This is a genomic window from Mesorhizobium sp. B2-8-5, from assembly GCF_006440675.2.
In the GTDB taxonomy this organism is placed as follows: Bacteria; Pseudomonadota; Alphaproteobacteria; order Rhizobiales; family Rhizobiaceae; genus Mesorhizobium.
In genome coordinates, this window is the sequence record NZ_CP083951.1 from 6,290,714 (window position 1) to 6,311,899 (window position 21,186).

At 65.2% G+C, this 21,186-nt stretch carries 16 protein-coding genes; 7 read left to right on the forward strand and 9 right to left on the reverse strand.

What is annotated here, in order from left to right; genetic code table 11:
• Positions 1-6 precede the first annotated feature (6 nt).
• On the reverse strand, positions 7-2,556 hold the full coding sequence (locus FJ430_RS30800) for a caspase family protein (RefSeq protein WP_140706207.1): 2,550 nt from the start codon (positions 2,554-2,556) through the stop codon (positions 7-9).
• Between the two features lie 297 nt (positions 2,557-2,853).
• Here FJ430_RS30800 and FJ430_RS30805 point away from each other — a divergent pair, with 297 nt between their 5' ends.
• The 7 genes from FJ430_RS30805 (at position 2,854) to FJ430_RS30835 (ending at position 11,631) form a co-directional block, all read left to right on the forward strand.
• Positions 2,854-5,589 carry a LuxR C-terminal-related transcriptional regulator gene (locus FJ430_RS30805; RefSeq protein WP_140706209.1) on the forward strand — a complete coding sequence of 912 codons (2,736 nt, stop codon included), beginning with the start codon at positions 2,854-2,856 and terminating at the stop codon, positions 5,587-5,589.
• 206 nt (positions 5,590-5,795) lie between these two features.
• Positions 5,796-6,896, forward strand: coding sequence for a class II histone deacetylase (locus tag FJ430_RS30810; RefSeq protein WP_140706211.1), 1,101 nt, complete (start codon positions 5,796-5,798; stop codon positions 6,894-6,896).
• Positions 6,897-6,920: 24 nt separating this feature from the next.
• Positions 6,921-8,270: an ABC transporter substrate-binding protein gene (locus tag FJ430_RS30815; protein WP_226892012.1), complete on the forward strand. Its 1,350-nt coding sequence runs from the start codon at positions 6,921-6,923 to the stop codon at positions 8,268-8,270.
• Positions 8,271-8,274: 4 nt separating this feature from the next.
• Positions 8,275-9,075 carry an ABC transporter ATP-binding protein gene (locus FJ430_RS30820; protein ID WP_140706213.1) on the forward strand — a complete coding sequence of 267 codons (801 nt, stop codon included), beginning with the start codon at positions 8,275-8,277 and terminating at the stop codon, positions 9,073-9,075.
• The gene (locus tag FJ430_RS30825) at positions 9,068-9,778 is read left to right on the forward strand and encodes an ABC transporter ATP-binding protein (RefSeq protein ID WP_140654700.1); all 711 of its coding nucleotides are present in this window, start codon (positions 9,068-9,070) and stop codon (positions 9,776-9,778) included. The genes FJ430_RS30820 and FJ430_RS30825 overlap by 8 nt, the downstream gene beginning before the upstream one ends.
• A 3-nt stretch (positions 9,779-9,781) precedes the next feature.
• Positions 9,782-10,660 (forward strand): branched-chain amino acid ABC transporter permease, encoded by an 879-nt coding sequence (locus tag FJ430_RS30830; protein ID WP_140706215.1) that lies wholly within the window; start codon positions 9,782-9,784, stop codon positions 10,658-10,660.
• Positions 10,657-11,631, forward strand: coding sequence for a branched-chain amino acid ABC transporter permease (locus FJ430_RS30835; protein ID WP_140643218.1), 975 nt, complete (start codon positions 10,657-10,659; stop codon positions 11,629-11,631). The genes FJ430_RS30830 and FJ430_RS30835 overlap by 4 nt, the downstream gene beginning before the upstream one ends.
• A 114-nt stretch (positions 11,632-11,745) precedes the next feature.
• Here FJ430_RS30835 and FJ430_RS30840 read toward each other — a convergent pair whose 3' ends face one another.
• The 8 genes from FJ430_RS30840 to FJ430_RS30875 all read right to left on the reverse strand — a co-directional run bounded on the left by FJ430_RS30840 (position 11,746) and on the right by FJ430_RS30875 (position 21,136).
• A complete protein-coding gene (locus FJ430_RS30840) occupies positions 11,746-12,864 on the reverse strand; it encodes a branched-chain amino acid ABC transporter substrate-binding protein (protein ID WP_140706217.1) in 1,119 nt (372 codons plus the stop codon).
• Positions 12,865-13,169: 305 nt separating this feature from the next.
• Positions 13,170-14,192, reverse strand: coding sequence for an AraC family transcriptional regulator (locus tag FJ430_RS30845; protein ID WP_140654692.1), 1,023 nt, complete (start codon positions 14,190-14,192; stop codon positions 13,170-13,172).
• Between the two features lie 41 nt (positions 14,193-14,233).
• Entirely contained in the window at positions 14,234-15,862 is a 1,629-nt protein-coding gene (locus tag FJ430_RS30850; RefSeq protein WP_140706219.1) for an AMP-binding protein, read from the reverse strand.
• Between the two features lie 3 nt (positions 15,863-15,865).
• A complete protein-coding gene (locus FJ430_RS30855; RefSeq protein WP_226892013.1) occupies positions 15,866-16,627 on the reverse strand; it encodes an enoyl-CoA hydratase/isomerase family protein in 762 nt (253 codons plus the stop codon).
• Between the two features lie 13 nt (positions 16,628-16,640).
• Positions 16,641-18,332: a methylmalonyl-CoA mutase family protein gene (locus tag FJ430_RS30860; RefSeq protein ID WP_140706221.1), complete on the reverse strand. Its 1,692-nt coding sequence runs from the start codon at positions 18,330-18,332 to the stop codon at positions 16,641-16,643.
• Positions 18,329-19,303: a methylmalonyl Co-A mutase-associated GTPase MeaB gene (gene meaB, locus FJ430_RS30865; RefSeq protein WP_226892015.1), complete on the reverse strand. Its 975-nt coding sequence runs from the start codon at positions 19,301-19,303 to the stop codon at positions 18,329-18,331. Before meaB ends, FJ430_RS30860 begins: the two co-directional genes overlap by 4 nt.
• Before the next feature lie 23 nt (positions 19,304-19,326).
• Positions 19,327-19,734, reverse strand: a complete 408-nt coding sequence (locus FJ430_RS30870; protein WP_181175442.1) for a cobalamin B12-binding domain-containing protein — start codon at positions 19,732-19,734, stop codon at positions 19,327-19,329.
• A 70-nt stretch (positions 19,735-19,804) separates the two neighbouring features.
• The gene (locus tag FJ430_RS30875) at positions 19,805-21,136 is read right to left on the reverse strand and encodes an aspartate aminotransferase family protein (protein ID WP_140706225.1); all 1,332 of its coding nucleotides are present in this window, start codon (positions 21,134-21,136) and stop codon (positions 19,805-19,807) included.
• Between the last annotated feature and the right edge of the window lie 50 nt (positions 21,137-21,186).

A 21,186-nucleotide genomic window follows, 5' to 3' on the forward strand; every position in this document is an offset into this window, starting at 1 on the left:
TGTTGATCAGAACAAGTCTCGGCGCGGATTGGCTTGTTCCCAGACCGCCCTGGCCGTCTTGACCAGTTGATCGTCCAATGAGCCGTCCGCCGAAATCTTCGATTTGAGTTCCCCACGCATCTGTTTCAGAGCCGCTGTCTTCGCCTTCGCCCCGAATTTCGTCAGCGTGGTCCTTGCGTCCGGAATTTCGTTGCGAAGATCGAGCGCGGCCGCGAAAGCAAGATAGCGCGCGGCCACCGCCTGGTCGGCTTTGTCGCCCCTTTGCATCTCCAGCGCCGCGCGATCATACGCGGCCGACTGATCGCCGCGGTCGGTCGCCAGCTCGAACAGCCTTTGCGCTTCAGCCAAATCCTGCTGCACGCCGACGCCGTCCCTGTACATGCGTGCAAGGCTGCCAGGGGCATAGGGCTGGCCGAGATCCATCGATTTCTGAAACAGCGAGAGCGCGGTCTTGGGATCCTTCTCGACCCCCGTGCCGGCGAGATAATTGCGGCCGAGCAGGTTCATCGAATACATATCCTGCCGCTCCACGCCGGCCCTGAGAAAGGCCACGGCGCGCGCCGGATCGGCCGGCACGCCGTTGCGGCCTTCGGTGAAGATCGCGGCAAGATCGTTCATCGCATAGGTATGGCCCATGGCCGCCGCCCTGAGCAGCAGGTCAAGCCCCTTGCCGGTATCGCGGTCGACGCCGTAGCCGTTGAACAAGGCGCGGCCCCATGAGGTCATGCCATAGGGGTCGCCCTTGTCGGACGCCGCCGCGTAGAAGGTGTTGGCCTGCTTGCGGTTGGCGGGCATACCCGCCCCGGTCGCGTTGAGGTAGCCAAGCTCGAACACCGCGCGGACATGTCCCTTGTCGGCGGCCTCCTCGATCGCCTTCTTCGCCTCGTCGACCTTGCCGGCGGCGAGCAGAGCGCGCCCTAGCTCGTAATGGAAGCGCGCGACATCGGGATAAGCCTTCACCGCCGCCTGGCAGGCCTCCACGGCTCCCGCGCCGATCTCGTTCGGCAACAGGCCGGGGACGACGCCCTGCAGGTCCAAAGGTTCGCCGGCCCGCGTGTCGCAAGGATCGACGCTCGGCGACAGCTTCATCGTCGCCGGCTTTGACGGTGTGTTGTCGGCTATGATGTCGAAGCCGACGATCAACGGTTTTGCGGCGCCTATCTGCGGTTCGTAGCGCAGTTTATCGACTTCATCGGCCATCAGGCTCGATTGCGGCGACAAGGTGCGATCCGGCAGGGACAGCGTTCCGGTTGCCGGATAGCTCGCGAGCTTCAGGCTGACGCCGGGATCCTTGGTCGGGACATCCAGTTTCAGGGGCACAGGGCCGACGCCGACAGGTATCTTGACGTCGCGGTTGTCGATCGCTTCGGCGGCGCCGGCGATGTGGATGCCCCGCTCCACCACCTCCTGCTTCTGCTCGGACTCCAGCGAGGCCACAAGCTGCTTGCCCGCGGCGCCATCGCCATTCTTGACCCGGAACACCAGGATGCCCTGCGATCCGCCGCCCCATTCGTCGTGCGTCGCATAGGCCAGCATATCGACCTGATCCTCGGCGTCGGCGCCCTTCGGCACATCCATCTGAAGCCGCGGCAGATCCTTGCCCTCTATCGGCTCGCCCGTTGCGACCGGCTTGCCGTCCAGGATCAGGCGCCCCAGGGCCGGCGGCCTTTCGATGCTGATGCTGACGGCGCCGCCGTCGACATCGACCGGCACCGGCAGGTCGAGCGCGACCGGTCCGACGCCGGACGGCACGGTCTTCTCCAGCACCGGCGGCAAAGCCGGCCGATTGGCGCGGCGCATCAGCACCACCTCGTCGATCAGCGAGGAGTTCTCCCAAGGAACCTGCGCGCCCTTGGTGGCTTCGACCACATCGCGGCGGACGGCCGCCATCACCGAGCGTATCTCCTGGTTCGGCGCCAGGGCGCGGCGGGAGAAGGCGGATGAAAACGGACTGAGCTCGCCGGAGCCGTCATAGGCGACCGCGCCGGGCTCGGTGGCGAAGGCTATCAGCGTGTTCAGCGAACTTTTCACCTGCGCAAGGCCGGTGCCGCCGGCCGCGATCAACTGGTCGCGCAGCCAGTAATCCTTGCGCGGGAACGGGTTGTTGCGGCAGGCATCGAGGATGATCACCTGGATCTTCGATTTGGTGCGCAATTGCTGCAGGACATCGTCGAGCTTGACCGCCTGGACCTCGATGTCGGCCGCAGCCTTGAGCGACGCATCGACCGGGATCAGGAAATTCTCGCCGCCAATCTGAAAGCCGTGTCCCGAATAATAGACGACCGCAAGATCGGCGCCGTCCGCCGCCGCGAGATAATTGCGGAATTCCTTCTCGAACTGGAGCTTGGTCAGATCCTTGGCGACGAACACATCGAAGCCGGCCAGCCGGAACGTGTTCGACACGTCTTCCGCATCCTTGTCGGGATTCTTGAGGGCCGGGATCTCGCGGTATTCGGAATTGCCGATGACAAGCGCAACCCTTCGATCGGCATGCGCCTGCACCGTCGTGAGGCCCACGAGGATCAAGGCTGCAATCAGCGCGCAGCGTCGCAGCATGGCAAAATCCTTAACCGCTATGACCTGTCGGCCACAAGAATGCAGCTTGCGACGCGGAGGTCTGTTAAAGAGTTCACAATCCGCCCAGGCAGGATGGAACCCTTGCACTAACGACAGGATGCATGCGTATCGTCCAATCCGCCTGAGATTACCGCATGGGCTTCGGCACCGCAACGACAGAACGGATTCGCAACAACGAACCGGATCGCGATCATCGACGTGCTCCCAGCCCGACCATTGCCTCCGCGCCGCACCGCGCGTTTATTAAAAGCGCCGAAAGCAGCAACCGAGAACCAGATGCTGATAGAGACGAAGCTCCAGCCGCCTCATTTGCGCGACGCCCTGGTCCGGAGGCCGCGGCTGCTGCGCACGCTGGACGCCGCGACGGCGGGTAAGCTGACGGTGGTGACGTCGCCTGCCGGTTTCGGCAAATCGACCCTGCTCTCGCAATGGGCGGCCGGCATATCCGGCGGCATCGCCGAGGTCGCCTGGCTGTCGATCGACCGGCTGGACAATGATCTCGCCCGCTTCCTCAAATATCTTGCCGCCGCCTTCCACCGCGTCGACCCCGATATTGCCGGCAACGCGGAATCGCTGATCGACTCCAGCCCGGTGACGCCGGTCGATTCCATCCTCACCGCCATCATCAACCAATTGTCGCGCCGGGCCGCGCCGATCTACCTCGTTCTCGACGACGCTCATCTGCTCGTCTCCGGCGAGATCGCCGCCTGCATCAACATGCTGGTCGCCTATGCGCCCCCGGCCTTGCGCATCGTGCTCGCAACCCGAGGCGAGCTGCCGCTCGAGCTCGCCCATATGAAGATGAAGGGACATGTCGTCAGCCTCGGCGACAGCGACCTGCGCTTTTCGCTCGAGGAGACCGAGGACTATCTTGCCAATGTCTGCGGCCTCGACCTCGCCGTCTCGGCCGTGGTGGCGCTCCACCACAAGACCGAAGGCTGGCCGGCCGGCCTGCAGCTGGCCGCATTGGCGCTGGCGCATGAGGGCTCACGAGAAGCCTTCATTGCCGAATTTTCCGGCAGCCAGCGCGACGTGGCGATGTTCCTGACCCACGACGTGCTCGCCCGGCAGGCGCCCGAAATCCAGGATTTCCTGCTCAGGACCTCGATCCTCGACCGCTTCTGCCTGGGCCTTGTCGAGGCGGTCTGTCCCGGACGGGACTGCGCCGCCGCACTGGCGACCATCGAGCACTCGAACCTTTTCCTGATCGCGCTCGATTCCACGGGACAATGGTTCCGCTATCACCACCTGTTCTCCGAATTCCTGCGCGACAGGCTGGATGCCTGGGCGCCGGAGGCACGCAGGGACCTGCATCGCGCCGCCGCTGCCTGGCTGGCGGCCCGGGGCCATATCTCCGACGCGGTCGACCACGCGCTTGCCAGCGGCGATGCCGACCATGCGGCGCGCCTGGTTGAGGAATGCGCCATGCCGCTCACCATGCAGGGCCACATCCCCAAGCTGACCGAGTGGCTGAACCAGCTTCCCCCGGACCTCATCGCCGCCCGCCCTCGCCTGCTGCTTGCACGTGTCTGGGCGCAGTTCCACATGAGCCGGCCGCGCCAGGCGGTCCGCATCCTCAAACAGGCCAAAATCCTGGTCGGGCAGCTTTCCGAGCGCGGCGAGATCGACCGCGCGACCACCCGCTCGCTCAAGGCCGAATTGCAGACGCTGACGGCCGGCGTCATCAGCGCCACCGACCGCTCCCGCACCGCGATCCGCGTCGCCTCGCGCTGGCTGGCGGACTTCCCCGAAGACGAGCCTTTCGCGCGCGGCACGCTCGCCAATATCTGCGCCTTCAGCCACTATTCGCTCGGCGAGCTGGACGCCGCGCGGCTGCGCAGCCTCGCGGCGCGCGACCATCACGCGGCCGCCAATTCCGTCTTCGGCATCGTCTATTGCGACCTGTTGCTGGGGTTGGTCGAGATCTCCGCCGGCAACCTTGCCGAGGCCCACCAGCTGCTCGACCGCGCATGCCGGCTGGCCCGCGAGCGCCTCGGGTCCGGTTCCTACACGGAGGCGATGACGGCGATCTTCCATGTCGAGCTCGCCTATGAATGGAACGACCTGCAGGGTGCCGAGCGCATCCTGCACCAGCACCGGCAGGTCATCGAGGAATGCGGGCTCGTCGTGCACGAGATGGCGTGCAAGCTGCATCTGGCGCGGCTCTCCGCCGCGCATGGGCGGCATGACGAGGCCATCGTCTTCCTCGAACGCGCCGAACGGCTGGGCATCGAAAAGCGCTACCGCCGGCTGACGGCCGCCGCGCTGAACGAGCGGGTGCGGCTGCTGTTGTCGCGCGGCGACGTCCGCGCCGCGCGACTGGCGCTGCGCTCGCGCGGCATCGAGCCTTCGGCCGAAAGCCGGCCCGCGCCAATCCATCCGCTCGACGAATATGCCCATATCGGCGCCGCGCGCGTGCTGATCGCCGAGGGCCACCCGGCGAAGGCCATCGCCGTGCTCGACCGTATCGCCGAACGCATGCGGCGCGATGGCCGCCTGCGCGGCTTCATGCAGGTGCGGGCACTTGTCGCGATCGCCGCGCACAGCGCGGGCGAAACGCTGCTGGCGCTGGCGGCGGCGGTCGACGTCGTCACCCTGGCGCTGCCACAGAACGCATTGCGCTCGCTGATCGATGAGGGCTTGCCGATGCGCGAGGTGCTCGAATTCGCCCGGGCACGAATTCCGGCCTGGTCGCGCAATTCCAGCACTGCCACCTTTGTCGACACGCTTCTGCGCGAGCTGGGCAAGACCGCGCCCGAACGCGCGCGCCCGATTGCAATCGCCGGCAGGAAGCAGATGCTGAGCAGCAAGGAAACCGATGTCGCCGCCCTGCTTCTGCGTGCCTACACAAACCGCCAGTTGGCCGAGACGCTGTCCATGGCGCCCGACACCGTGAAATGGCATCTGAAGAACATATTCGGCAAGCTCGGCGTCTCAAGCCGCACGGAAGCCGTCCTCAAGCTGAAGGAAATCGGGCTCGACGCCGCCACGGAGCGGCAATTGGCGGGCTAGAGCGGTTCACCGTTTCACGGAAACGGTGAACCGCTCTATCTCTTTAATTTTACGCAATTCCGTACGGAAAACCGTCCACTTTTCCTGGAATTGCTCTAACCACCCGAAAGGGTGGGCTCAAAAAGACCACCCATTACCCGAAGGTGTCGGGACAGCGCTCATGTAGCGGGCCATCATCCGGTCGAAATACGCTGGGTGGGAGCCGCATGGCGACGGGTTTCGTTTTTCACGAACTTTATCTTTGGCACAACACCTGGAACTGGAACCAGGTCTTTCCGCCGAGCCTGACGGTTCAGCCCGGCACCCATGCCGAAAATCCCGAGACCAAGCGTCGCCTGCGCAACCTGTTGGAAGTGAGCGGCATCCTCGATCATCTGGTCGCCATCAAGCCGCGGCGCGCCACTGTCGAGGAACTGTCGCGGGTCCACACGCCGGCGCATATCGCTAGGATCAGGGAGATCAGCGACCGTGGTTATGGCGACGCCAGCTCGCTGACGCCGCTCGGCGCCGGCAGCTATGAAATCGCACTCCTGGCAGCCGGCGGCGCCATCAAGGCGATGGAGGCCGTCATCACGGGCCAGGTGGACAACGCCTATGCGCTGATCCGTCCGCCAGGCCATCACGCCACCGCCGATGTCGGCATGGGCTTCTGCCTGTTCTCGAATGCGGCGATCGCCATCCGCCATGCGCAGCAGCTGCACGGCCTCACCCGCATCGCGACCGTCGACTGGGACGTGCATCACGGCAACGGCACGCAGGCGATCTTCTACGACGATCCGAGCGTGCTTTCGATCTCGCTGCATCAGGACAATCTGTTCCCGGCCAATTCCGGCGCGATCGCCGAAAATGGCGAGGGCAAGGGCAAGGGCTTCAACATCAACGTGCCGCTGCCCCCGGGGTCTGGTCCCGGCGCTTACGCCGCGGCGTTCGAGCGGGTGGTGATCCCGGCGCTGACGCGCTTCAAGCCGGAGCTGATCGTGGTGCCCTCGGGCTTCGACGCTTCCGGCGTCGATCCGATGGGGCGCATGCTGATGAATTCCAGCGGCTACCGCAGGCTGGCGCGCATGCTGCTCGACGCGGCGCGCGAGCTGTGCGGCGGGCGCCTGGTTATGACGCATGAGGGCGGCTACTCCGAAATGTACGTGCCCTACTGCGGCCTGGCCGTGATCGAGGAGCTTTGCGGGCACCGCACGGGCGTCGAGGACCCGTGGGATCAGCTGATGGGACAATGGGGTGGAATGTCGGCGCAGCCGCATCAGACGGCGATCATCGACCAGGCGGCCGAACTGGTCAAAAACATAAACTGACAAAAACCTATAAGGGGAATCGAGATGAAGCGCAGTTCGAAACTCACCACGCCGAATGTGATTGCCGGCTCTCGCCGCAACTTCCTGATCAAGGGCGGACTTGCGACCGCCGCGACGCTGACCGGCATGCCGGCCATGCTGCTTGCGATGAACAACGAGGCGCGCGCCGAAGGCGACCCGATCCCGGTCGGCCAGTGCGGGCCGACCACCGACTTCGCCGCGCCCGACGGGATCGAGTTCAAGAACGGCCTGACGCTCGCTTGCGAGGAGATCAACGCGCTGGGCGGCATCCTCGGCCGGCCGCTCGAACCGTCCTTCGAGGACACCGGGCAGATGGGCGACGCCACCAACGTGCAGGCGGCGCAGCGCCTCGTCGACCGGCATGGCGTGCACGCCATCCTCAACGGCTACAATATCGGCTCGGGCGCCGCGATCCAGGAGGTCGCCGCCGACAACGGCATCATCTACGTCCACTACGACACCACGATCGGCCACAACAATCTGGTGAAGTCCAACCCGGACCGCTACTGGGGCTCGTTCCAGGGCGATCCGGCCGAATACTGGTACGGTCCCGGCTTCCTGAAGTTCCTGCAGGGACTGGAGGAGAACGGCGAGTGGAAGCGCAAGAACAACAAGATGGCGGTGATCCTGTCGGCCGGCGTCTATGCCTCCAACATCGCCAACGCCGTCAAGGAACAGGCCAAGAGCTATGGTTGGGACATAAGCCTGTTCGAGACCGTCAGCGTGCCCGCTTCGGAATGGGGACCGACGCTGGCCAAGATCCGCCAGGATCCGCCAGCGGTGATCTGCATCACCCACTTCCTGCCTGCCGATCTCGGGCAGTTCGCGCTGCAGTTCGCCTCCAACCCGACGCCGAGCCTGGTCTATATGCAATACGGCCCGTCGATCCCGGCCTTCCGCGATATCGCCAAGCAGGCGGCCAACGGCATCATCTACGCGACCGTCGTCGGCGCACTGCAGGACGAGATCGGCACCGCCTTCGAGAAGCGCTACAAGGAAAAGTTCGGCCCGAACGCAGGCCACAATTCCGGCGCGCAGCCCTATGACGGCGCCTATGTCTGGGCGACTGCCGCGGCGCTTGCCGGCGGCACGGGCGAACCCGGCAACAACGACCAGAACCGCAAGGTCGCGGCCCGGATGAGCACGATGATATGGCGCGGCGTCACCGGCACGACCCGTTTCATGCCGCTCGAAAACGCCGCCTACACCTATCCGACCCAGGTCAACGATTCATCGCTCGGCATGCCGCATCAATTCCTGCAGATCCAGGACTACACCAAGGGTCCCGGCCTGATCGCGCCGGCGCCTTACGGCACGGCCAAGTTCATGATGCCGCCATGGATCAAGGCCTAGCCGGATGACGGGAGACGCCGCCGCGACGCCATTGCTGTCGTGCAGGCATGTCGGCAAGTCCTTCGGCGCGCTGGCGGCGGTCCGCGATCTGTCCTTCGATGTCGGGGCTGGAGAAATCCTCGGCATCGGCGGACCGAACGGCGCCGGCAAGACGACGCTGTTCGAGGTGATATCGGGGCTGAACCCGGCCACCACCGGCGCGATCGTGCTCGACGGCCAGGACATCACCGGGCATGCGCCCGAGCAGATCTGCCATGCCGGCGTTGCCCGAACCTTCCAGCTCAATGCCGGCTTCGACAGCATGACCGCGCGCGAGAACGTGCTGGTCGGCGCCTATTTCGGCCGCAGCAACCGGGCCGTGCCGACGCTGCGCGCCGGCCGCGCGGCGCATGAGGCCGCCGATGCCGCGCTTGAAATACTGGGCATCGCCGACTGCGCCGACAAGGTCACCGGCAAGCTGCCGGTGCTTGACCGCAAGCTCTTGATGATGGCGAGCGCCATGGCGACGAAGCCGAAACTGCTTCTCATGGACGAGCCCGTCGGCGGCCTGACCGCACGCGAGGTCGACCGTGTGATGGACGCAGTGCGCGCCATCAAGGCGGCGGGCGTCACCATCATCCTCATCGAGCATGTGATGCGCTTCCTGGTACGCCTCTCCGACCGCATCATGATCATGCATCACGGCGAAAAGATTTTCGAAGGCCTGCCGACAAAGCTTCTCGACGACCGCACCGTCGTCGACGTCTATCTCGGCCAGGGCGCCTCCGAGCGGCTGCGCTCCTTCATGGAAACCACGCATGGCTGAGGCGGCGCTCGAGATCGTCGACGCCAGCGCCGGCTATGCCGGCCGCATCGTGCTCGACGCCATCAAATTGTCGGCAAGGAAGGGCGAGCTCACCGCCATTGTCGGCCCCAACGGCCATGGCAAGAGCACCCTGCTCAAGGCGATTTCCGGACTGGTGCCGGTGACGTCGGGCGAGATCCGCCTCGACGGCCTGCGCATCGACCGCCTGCGCCCCGATCAGATCGTCGAACGCGGCGTCATCCAGGTTCCGCAGGGCGACCTGCTCTTTCCGGCGATGACCGTGCACGAGAACCTGCTGATGGGCGCCTACGCCAACAGCGGCGGACTGGCCGAGCGGCTCGACTTCGTCTTTGCGCTGCTGCCCAAGCTGAAGGAGCGTCGCAACCAGACCGCCGGCACGCTTTCAGGCGGGGAGCGGCGCATGTGCGGCATCGGCCGCGGCTTGATGGCGGGCGGCGAGGTGCTGATGCTTGACGAGCCCTCGCTGGGACTGGCGCCGATCGTCATCGAGCAGATCTACGAGGTCATCTTCAACCTAAGACGCGAGGGCCGCACCATTCTTCTGGTCGAGGAGAACGCCGAGCGGATCGCCGAGCATGCCGACATGATCCACCTGCTCGACAATGGCCGCATCGCCTGGTCGGGCCTGGGCGCGGAACTGATGGCGCGCCCGGAAATCGTCGAAACCTATCTCGGAGTGTGAGCGATGGACGTCCTGATCCAGATCGTCGCTTCCGGCCTGACGCTCGGCGCCATGTACGCGGTCGCCACCATCGGCCTGTCGCTGGTCTACGGCTCGCTCAACATGCTCAACATGGCGCACGGTGCCATCCTGACGCTCGGCGGCTATATCTGCTACGCGGCCATCGTCCATGCCGGCCTGCATCCGGTGCTCGCGCTTCTTGCCGCAGCATTCGTCTGCGCGCTGGTCGGGCTGCTGATCTATTTCAGCGCGGCGCTGCCGTTGCTCAGGGCCGAGAATTTCGAGACCAACATCTTCATCGCCACGATCGGCATCGGCAGCGTCATCGAGAACCTGATGCTGAAGGGTTTTGGACCCTATCCGATCCCGCAGCCGCTCGCGGTTGGCGGCCAGGTCGTCATCGGCAATGTGCACATACCGCTGCAGAACGTCTTCATCCTCGGCGTCGCCATCGTGCTGATGGTGGCGGTGGCAATCCTCCTGCAGCGCACCAGCGCCGGCCGCGCCATCCGCGCCACCTCGATGAACCGCGAAGCGGCGCAGCTTATGGGCGTCAGGGTCGGCCGCGTCTATGCGCAGGTGCTGGCGCTCTCCGGCGCGCTCGCCGCCGTTTCCGGCATCTTGATCAGTTCGATCGCCACGCTGACGCCGGTGATGGGCGGCGACCCGATGCTGAAAGCCTTCATCGTCTGCGTGGTCGCGGGGTTGGGCAATGTCTACGGCGCCGTGATCGCGGCGATCGCGCTTGGGCTGCTCGAGGCCGCCACCCAATATGTGCTCGGCGTGCGCTGGAGCTTCGCCACCTTGCTGCTTCTCGTCATCCTCGTGCTCATCTGGCGGCCCTACGGCCTGTTCGGCAAACAGCAGGTGGTGCGCCTATGACATCGATCCGCCGCGACATCCTGATCGGTATTATCTGCCTGGCTTTCGCCATCGCGCTGCCGCTCGCCATGCCCGGGCGCTACGTCATCACCCAGTCGACGCTGTTCTTCATCTGGGCGATCGTCGTGGTGCAGTGGAACCTCGTGCTCGGCATAGGCGGCATCTTCTCGCTGGCGCAGATGGCGCTGTTCGCCACCGGCGCCTACGCCACGGCGATGCTGGGCTTTTACTGGAAGGTGCCCATGCTTGCCGCCATCCCGATGGCGGGTGTCATTACCGTCGCGATGGGCCTGCTGATCGGCCTCGCCTGCCTGCGCCTGCGCGGCCCCTACGTGGCGCTGTTGACGCTGGCGATCGCGCAGGTCATGTATGTGCTCATCGTCAACGACACCGACTGCTTCACCACCGTCGGCGGCTGCATGCCGCTGTTCGGCGGCGTGCGCGGCATCGGCCAGTTCGGCGATATCGGCCTGCGCGCGCTGTTCCCGTCGAAATGGTACATCGCCCACTATTATGTCGGGCTCGCGCTGCTGGCGGTCGCGGTGACGATTTCGATCGTCGTCATCCGGGGACCGCTCGGCCTGGCATTCCGGGCCTTACGCGACAATCCGGGCTACGCCATGTCGCGCGGCATCAGCCGTTTCAAATACCAGCTGTGGATCTTCGCGGTCTCCGCCTTCTTCACCGGCATCGCCGGCGGCTTCTACGCCATCCATTTCCGCGTCGTCGGCCCGACGGTCTTTTCCTTCTCGACGCTGCTGTTCCTGATCGCGATGATCGTCATCGGCGGCCTCGGCTCGATATGGGGCCCCCTGCTCGGCGCCGCCGTGCTGATGCTGGCCGACGAAGGCATGCGGGAGTTGTCCGACTACCGCAACATCGGCCTTGGGCTGCTGCTGGCGGTCTTCGTCATCGCATGGCCGAACGGGTTGAACGGCTGGCTGCAGCGAAGCCGAACCAGCCGCAATTGACGACGGTTTTCATCGCCGCCATCGGCATTCGCGACGGCAAGTGCGCGTGATCCCGATGATAACACCCGGTCTGGACCGGGCATCCTCTGTCACGCTCACCCGCCTGGGCGGCATTTATTTCTCGGCGTAAGTCGGCTTGCCGTCCGCGCCCTTCTTCCATTCGTAGATGACATAGTCGGGGCGCGTGATATCGCCCTTCTCGTCATAGCCGATGTCGCCGATCGCCGTCTTCCACGGGCCGCCTGCCTTGATGGTCGCGGCGACCTTTTGCGCGTCGTCGGCCGAGCCCGCCTTGTCGATCGCGGCGGCGACGATCTGGACCGCCGCGTAGGAGTAGAGCGTGTAGGCTTCCGGCTCGAAACCCGAGGCACGGAACTTTTCGACGATGTCCTTGGCGGCGGGGTTTTTCCGCGGGTCCGGCGAGAAGGTGTTCAAGGTGCCGATAACCGAATCGCCGGCGATCGAGGCAAGCTCGTTCGAGACCATTCCGTCGCCCGAGAACAGCGTCGCCTTCAGACCCTGATCCGCCGACTGGCGCATGATCAGGCCGGCCTCGGTGTGGAGACCGCCGAAATAGATCAGCGTGACGCCGGCCGCCTTCATCTTGGCGATGAGCGCGGAGAAATCCTTGTCGCCGACATTGATGCCTTCATACATCACCTCGGTGATGCCATCGGCGTTCAGATCCTTCTTGGCGACATCGACGAGGCCCTGGCCATAAGGCGTCTTGTCGTGGACGATGGCGATCTTGGCGTCCTTGAAATTCGCGGCGATATAGTCGCCCGCGACCTTGCCCTGCTGGTCGTCGCGGCCGCAGGTGCGGAAGGTGTTCCAAAGGCCGCGCTCGGTATATTGCGGATTGGTCGATGCCGGCGATACCTCGAGCACGCCGTTTTCGGCATAGACTTCCGAGGCGGGGATCGACACGCCCGAGTTGAAGTGGCCGACCACATATTTCACGCCGTCCGCGACGAATTTGTTGGCGACCGAAATGCCCTGCTTCGGATCGGAGACATCGTCGCCGATCTCGATCTTGATTTTCTGGCCGAGCACGCCGCCGGCCGCGTTGATGTCGGCGGCCGCCTGTTCCGCACCTTTCTGGAACTGCGCGCCGAAAGCCGCGTTCGGACCGGTGATCGGCCCGGCGACGCCGATGACGATGTCCGCCCAGGCGTTGCCCGCGAAGGCGACAAGCGCGGCCACTGCTACCGCCGACAAAAGATATTTTTTCATATGAGGCTCCCATTTTCGTGGTGGGCACTGGTTGCGGCTTCGATGCGATGCCCACGTCCGACGCATCGAGCTGACTTGAATTGGGCGGGCCGGTTTTTGCCGTTGGGCAAGGTCAGGCCCAGGCGAGCGGGTCAGGACATGAGGCCGGAGCAGGCCCCGTCACCAGAGATGTCTTGCCTTCAATCCGCACCCAAAATGCCCCGTCTTCAGGGCATATTGGCTGCAAGCGAAGTGGCATACGATGACCGTAAGACCCAGATTTTGTGATCGATTTTGCAATGTTTCGGGAATGCGTCGCTCGCCTGCTAATTCGCGGACGCATTGTCGCGCGGATCGGCGTCGGACGAGGCCTCGCGGCGGAACAAGGCCGGGCTCTTGCCGGTCCATTTGTGGAACGCGCGGTGGAATGCGCTCGGCTCGGAAAAGCCGATATCGGCGGCGAGATCGGCGACGCTGCGGCTGCCGTTGAGCAGGGCCTCCATCGCCAGGGCCCTGCGCATCTCGTCCTTGATCGAGCGATAGTTCTGGCCCTCGGACTGAAGCCTGCGACGCAAGGTCGGCGCCTGCATGCGCATGCCGGCGGCAAGCCGCTCGAAGCTCGGCCACGCCGCCGGCGCAGTGGCGTGCAGGCGTCCGCGTATGGCCGCCGAGAGCCCCTCGTCATGACGGTAGCGCACCAGAATGTTGGCCGGCGCCCTGCGCAGGAATTCGCGCAGCGCGCAGGCGTCGCGGATGACCGGCAGCTTCAGGAATTCGGCGTCGAAGACGAGGCGGCTTTCGGGCTGGTCGAAGCGCACCGGCGCGCCGAAGAACAGCCGGTAGTCGCTCCCCGTCGGCGGGATATCGCATTTGAAATCCACCCAGCGGATCGGGAGACGCCGGCCCACCAACCAGCAGTTCACGCCGTGGACGATGATCCAGAAGGTGCGATAGGCGAAGGCCGAGCGCAGCGGCCCGGAATCGCTCAGTCTGATTTCGGCGAGCCCGTTGCCGACGGTCAGCTCGCCATGCGGATCGTCGAGCACGGCGCGCAAGAAGCGCAGGCCCCTGCGCAAGGCATGCTCGAGCGTCTCGGTGGTGAGCAGCGCCTGGCAAAGCAACGCGAAACTGCCGGCCCGCATCGGCCGGGCGCCTTCGCCGAAGAACTCGTCATCCATCTCCTGCGCGACGGCATGCCAGAGCGCGCCATATTGTTCGGCCGAGATCGGCTCGGAAATCACCGGCGGCAACCCGACGCGAGCCAGCAGAGGCTCCACCTCGACATTGTGGCGGCGAAGGCATTCGAGCGTGTCGTCCATGAAACAGGGGGCGATCATCCGGCGCTGCATCGCGTAGGGCTCCGTCCTCCTTCTGCCTGCGTTCGACCTGGCTAGCGCTCGCCCCGATCGAATGTGGCGGCGCCGACACCCTGTTGGCGCAGCGCGGTCCTGGCGATCTTTTCCGTCGGCGTTCGCGGAAGTGGCGTGTCGGTGATCTCGATATAACGCGGCACCATGTGGCGCGGCGCCATCGCCCTGAAATGCGCCAGCAGTTCGGCCGCCCCCAGCGTGGAGCCAGGCCGCCGCTGGGCAACGACCATGATGTCTTCCTCGGTGAACTCTGACGGGATCCCGAACGCGGCGCTTTCGACGATGTCGGGGTGCTTTTCGGCGACGGTCTCGACCTCGTAGGCGGAGATGTTCTCGCCGCGCCGCCTGATCGCCTCGTTCAGCCGGTGCTTGAAATAGAGCCAGCCATCCTCGTCCAGGCAACCGGCGTCGCCGGAGTGATACCAGAGGTTCCGGAGCGTCTGCACCGTCTTGGCGTCCGCCCGGTAGTAGCCGGAAAACATGCTCCAGTTCTTGCGCGGGCGCGATACGATCTCGCCGACGGACCCATGCGGCAGGGGCCGGTCCCGCTCATCGACGATCGCCACCTCCCAATCGGGATGCGGGCGGCCGCAGGAACCCGCTTTCGTATCCCCCACCGCGTCGAGGGTGACGAAACCTGTCTCCGTCTGCCCATAGCCGGTGACGAGCCGCATGCCGAAGCGCCGCTCGAACGCTTCCTTGTCCGGCACCATGGGAATGCACTGGCATATGCGCACCGGGTTGGCGCCGTCGCCATCGGACGGCGGCTGGCGCGACAGGATGACCGCCATGGCGCCGAGCAGGTTCGTCGCCGAGGCGCCGCCTTCGCGTACCTGGTCCCAGAACCGCGATGCGCTGAAGCCGTCGACCAATGTCGTGCGGGTGCCGTAGATCAACGGCAGGTAGACGCCGAACATCTGCGCGTCGGTGTGGAACAGAGGCAATGCCGAGAAATAGCTGTCGGCGGTCGTGTAGCCGAGATTGAGAGCCATGGCCGCGGCCCAGGAATAGCAGTGATGATGGGACATCAATGCGCCCTTGGCCGGACCGGTGGTGCCTGAGGTGTAGAGGATCGCCATCGGGTCGGAATAATGGATGTCGGCGAGGTCGAAATCCGGCTGCCCGGCCATGCATTCCTCGAAGCCGACGATGCGGCCGATCCGGATGCCGGCCGCCCGGGCTTCGCTCGGATCGACGCCGACCAGGATGAGGGTGCGCAGGTCCGGCAGGCGGTCCTGGACCCTGGCGAGCTCGTCAAGCGCGTTGGCCTCGGCGACCAGGACTTCGGCGCCGCAATTGTTCAGGTTGTGGCAAAGCAAGTCGCCTTTCAGGCCCGGATTGCTGGGCACCTCTATGGCGCCCAGGCTCGATACCGCGAACCACGTCGCGACCAGCTCGAAACAATTGGGCAACAGCATCGCCACACGATCGGACTTGCCGATGCCAAGGGCGCGAAGACCTCGCGCCAGCCGCCCTGAAGCGACCTGCATCTCCTCGAAGCCGGCGGAGCGTCCGCAAATGTCGATGAACGGGCTGTCGCCCAGGCGCTCGGCCTGCATGCGCAGGATCTTGGGCAGCACCCGGTTCTCCAGATCGTCGTCATGCTGGCCGGGGATGTAGAAAGAAGGGGCGCGTTCGAGCATGGTCATGGATCAAAAATTCTTTGCCCGCGCCTGCGCATCGGGGGAAAGGAAACCGCTCACCGTGGCCCTGGTCTCGAGCGCCATCGCATCGGCCAGGGAAGAGTGGAAGCCGTTGTTGATGGCATGCTTGATGTCCGCCACCGCGCTTTCCGGACGCTCCGCTATCGCCAAAGCGAGTTTTTCCGCCTCGTCCAGCAATTGCGCCTCGGGAAAAAGCTTCCACGCGATGCCCACCTCCAGCGCTTTCCTGGCATCGTGCTTCTCGCCCAGGATCATCAGTTCCTTGGCGACCTGCGGCCCGGTCTGCTTGGTCAACAGGGCGGTGACGCCACCGGTGACGAACAGCCCGTAGCTGACTTCGGGGAAGAACCAGCGCGCATTGTCGGCGAACAGCGTGAAGTCGCAATTCACCGCCCATTCGAGCGCACCGCCGACGCACCAGCCATGCACCGCGGCGATCACGATCTTGCGCGACTGCATGATCTGCAAAGTGATGTTCTGGATGGCGTCCACCCAGGCCTGTGTCGTGGCCTCGGAAGTGGTCTGGGAGTCGAGATCCTTGAGGTCGTCGCCGGAGCAGAAGGCGCGTCCTTCGCCGTGCAGGATGACGGCACGGATCGACGGGTCCGCTTCGGCTCGCGCCAGCGCCTCGGACAGGTCGTCGACGAGTTGCCTGTTCATGGCGTTGAGCCGTTCGGGACGGTTGAGCTTGACCCAGGCGATTGCGCCGTCGTGCCTGGAAATGACTGCGCCCATCTTGGCATCGCCCATCTTGGCGTCCTCCTCAAACGATCATCGGTTCGGCGTAAGCGCCCCAGACCTCGCGCAGCGCGGCGCAGATCTCGCCAAGCGTCGCCTTCGCCTTCACGGCCTCGATGGTCTTCGGCAAAAGATTGACGTCGTCGGATCTCGCCTGCTCGGCGAGTTCCTTCAGCAGTTGCCGGACACGGGCGTTGTCACGGTCCGCCCGCGCCGCTTGGAGGCGGTCGATCTGCAACTGCGTGCACTCTTCGTCATAAGGATGGATGTGCACTTCGGCCGATCGGCTGGTCTCGTCGACGTACCGGTTGACGCCGACCGAGATCTTTTCGCCGGCATCGATCTTCTGGAACGTGGCGTAAGCCGAGTCCGCGAGCTTCTGCTGGAACCAGCCTTCCTCGACCAGTTTCACGGCGCCGCCGCGCTCGTCGACTTCGTCCAGCAGCTTCCAGATTTCTGTCTCCATGTCGCGGGTGAGGCGCTCGATGAAATAGGAGCCGCCGAGAGGATCGATCACTGAGGTCACGTTGATCTCGTCGCGGATGATCTGCTGGGTGCGGATGGCCAGCTTCATGGCCTCTTCGGTCGGGATGGCGAAGGCCTCGTCGAGGCCGTTGGTATGCATGCTCTGGCAGCCGCCCAGCACGGCGCCGAGCGCCTGGATGGCCGTGCGCATGAGATTGTTATGGTGCTCGACCTTGGTCAGGCTCATCGCCGCGGTCTGCACATGCACCCGCAGCCGCATGGACTCCGGCTTCCTGGCCTTGAAGCGTTGCGCCATGATCTTGGCGTAGACCCGCCTTGCCGCCCTGAACTTGCAGATCTGCTCGAAGAAGTCCTGGTGGCTGATGAAGAAGAAGGACAACCGGGGCGCGAAGTCGTCGATGTCCATGCCGGCGCCGGTGACCTCCTCGCAATAGGCGATGGTGAAAGCCATGATAAAGGCGATCTCCTGCAGCGCGTTGCCGCCGACATCCGAGAGATGATAGCCGCTGAGGCTGATGGGATTGATCTTCGGCGTCGCCCTGGCGCTGTACATGATCAAGTCGCGCAGCAGCCTCACCGCGGGACGCACCGGATAGATCCACTCCTTCTGCGCCACATACTCCTTCAGCGGGTCCGCCTGCAGCGTGCCCGCCAGCTTATGGAGGTCACAGCCGCGCCGTTCAGCGACGGCGACATACATGGCGTAGACCACCCAGGCCGACGGATTGATGGTGAGCGAGACCGAGATCTTTTCGAGGTCTATTCCGTCGAACAGCCGATCGACATCGTCGACGGTGTCGATGGCGACGCCGACGCGCCCGACTTCGCCGAAGGCCCTCGGATCGTCCGAGTCCAGGCCGAGCAGCGTCGGCAGGTCGAAATCGGTGGAGAGCCCGGTCTGACCGGTCTGGATCATGTATTTGTAGCGCTGGTTGGTGGCCTCGGGATTGCCGAAGCCGGCGACCTGCCGGATGGTCCAAGGCCGGCCGCGATACATCGTCGGATAGGCTCCGCGGGTGAAGGGATAGGCGCCGGGAAAACCCAACTCGTCGGCGGGAATGTCGGCGATGTCGGCGGCTGTGTAGACGCGCTTCAGCGGAATGCCGCATTCGGTCGCGTAGGCCGGCTTTTCCTCGGGCCTGCCGCCGAGCGCGGCGGCGAGTTCCTTTTCCTCCCACGCGGCCTGCTTTTCGCGGATGTCCTCGATCGCGGTTTGCGAGAACAGGTTCATGTCGCTTGCCCCTCGTTCGTCCAGCCGAGCAGAAGGCGGGCCGCGCCGGCGGGGTCCATGTCCCTGTTCACGACGGCCTGGATGTGCTCTCCGACCTCGCCGGCCCGCTCATCGAACTTGCGCTGGAAAAGATATTTGGCCGCGCCGAGAATCCGCGTCCGGCAAATGCCCCGCTGCCGCTCGGCCAGCTCGCCGCTGTCGCGCAGATGCGACCAGTGCCTGGAGATGGCGTCCTTCAGCTCGCCGATCCGCTCGCCCGAGACCGCGCTGACCGGCAGGACCGGCGGCGTCCATTTCGACCCCGTCCGTTCGGTACCGAGGGTCATCATGCCGCGCAGGGCCGAAACGGTCGCCGCCGCTTCCGGCTTGTCGGCCTTGCTGACGACATGGATATCCGCGATTTCGAGAACGCCGGCCTTGATCGCCTGTATGTCGTCGCCAAGGCCAGGCGCCGAAAGAACGACGATGCTGTGCGCCGCCGTCACGACTTCCACCTCGTCCTGGCCGACGCCGACGGTCTCGATGATGATGGGCGAGTAGCCGGCGGCGTCGAGGACATCGACTGCCTGCAGCGTCGAACGGGCAAGGCCGCCCAGATGGCCGCGCGTCGCCATGCTGCGGACGAAGGCCTGCGAGGACGAGGCCGCCTCGCTCATGCGCACCCTGTCACCGAGGATCGCGCCGCCGGAGAACGGGCTGCTCGGATCGACGGCGACGACGCCGACCTTGCGCCCCTCCGACGCGAATGCCCGGATAAGGGAAGACACAAGCGTGGATTTGCCGGCTCCCGGAACGCCGGTGATGCCGACGACATGCGCCTTGCCGGTATGCCTGTAGATCTCCGCCAGCGCGGGCGCTGCTTCCGGATAGCCGGCCTCGGCGCGCGTGATCATGCGGGCGATGGCCGCAACGTTGCCCGCGAGGATTTCGGGCACGAGCTCGATCGAGGGCTTGTATGCCGCGCGCCTCACGGGTCTCGAGGGCGTGAAGACGGTCATACCCGGCCACGAGCGGCGATCAGGTTCCTGATCGTCGTCACGATCAGTTCGGCCCGCGCCTCCTGCGGCACGATCGCGTCGACGCCGCTGTCCCACAAAGCGGCATAGTCCTGCTCGGGGATGACCCCGCCGGCGACGACGAAGATGTGATCGGCCTTCTGCTCGCGCAGGCAGCGCCCCAATTCACGAAAGAGCGGAACATGGGAACCGGAAAGGAGGCTGACGCCGATGACGTCCACGTCCTCCTGGACCGCAGCCGCCACGACCTCGTCCGGAGACTTGTAGAGGCCGGTGTAGACGACCTCCATGCCGGCATCGCGCAGGATCCGCGCGACCACCTTGGCGCCCCGGTCGTGCCCATCCAGCCCGAGCTTGGCGACAAGCACGCGGATGGTGCCGGTCATCGCGTCCCGGTCCGGCGCATCGCCCGGCGCCTGTTCGGTCATGTTCGCTTCGTTCATCGGTCGCTGCCCGTCACTCCGCGGCCATGCGGCCGCCGCTCGCGGACAGCACCGCTTCGATGGCGTCGCGGATCGTGCGCAATCCGAGGTCGAGCTCTTCTTCCGAAATCGTCAGCGGCGGGGCAATGCGGAACACGCCGCCCATGCCCGGGAGCTTGACGATGTTCATGCTCAGTCCGCGCTTGAATGCTTCCGCGGCAATTTTCGCGCCGAGCTCGTGATCGGGCTCGCGGCTCTCTCCGTTCTTGACGATCTCGACCCCCAGCATCAGGCCGCGGCCGCGCACGTCGCCGACGCACTCGAAGCGCTGCTTCAGGTCGGACAGGCCGTCGAAAAGCCTTCTTCCGAGATGGCGCGCGCGTTCGACAAGGCGCTCCTCTTCCACGACATCGAGCACGGTCACGCCAACGGCGGCCGGCAGCGGATCGGACACATGGGTGGTGTAGAACAGGAAGCCCCGCTCATGCGCCGTTTCCTCGATCTCGGCCGTCGTCATGACCGCCGCCAGCGGAAGGCCGGCGCCGATGGTCTTCGACAGAGTGAGGATGTCCGGCGTGATGCCGTCGCGCTGGAAGGCGAACATGTCGCCGGTGCGGCCGACGCCGGTTTGCGCTTCGTCGAGGATGAGCAGCATGCCGCGTTCGCGGCATTTCTGCTTCAGCGCCGCGAGATAGCCCTGCGGCAGCTCCAGCATGCCGCCGCTCGACAGGATCGGCTCGGCGATGAAGGCCGCCAGGCTGCCGGTCGACTGGCTGTCGACCAGGGCGAAGGCGTCATCGAGCTCGGCCGCCCAGTCGAGCGAGCCGTCGGCTTTCTTGAAGCGCGGGCGAAAGCTGTTCGGCGGGGGAATCGCGATCGAGCCGACCGCCGCGGGACCGTAGCCCTTGCGCCCGGCGCTATAGGTGGCGGAAGCCGCAACGCCGGTCATGCCGTGCCAGCTTTTGGAGAACGCGACGATCTCGTGCTTGCCGGTCACCAGCTTCGCCATGCGGATGGCCGCCTCGTTCGACTCCGCGCCCGTCGAAAGCAGGAGCGCCCTGTCGAGGCCGGGCGCCAGCGCGGCGAGGCGCTCGGCAAGCTCGACAACCGGGCGGGACAGCATGCCGCTGAAGAGATGCGCGACCGTTTCGACCTGGCGGCGCACCGTCGCGACGATCCTCGGATGCGCATGCCCGAGCAGCGCGCTCATCTGGCCGGAGGTGAAGTCGAGTATGGGCCGGGCATCGGCGTCGTAGACGAACGAGCCTTCGGCCCGCTCGATGATGGCGGGCTCGAAGGCGCCGCCATATCGGATGAGGTGCTTTCGCGCCGCCGACCAGAAGGCATTATCCAGATTTCTCGACATCTCGCAGCCTCGCCAAAACGCAGGCCCGTAGATTAGCGTCTGGCGCTACA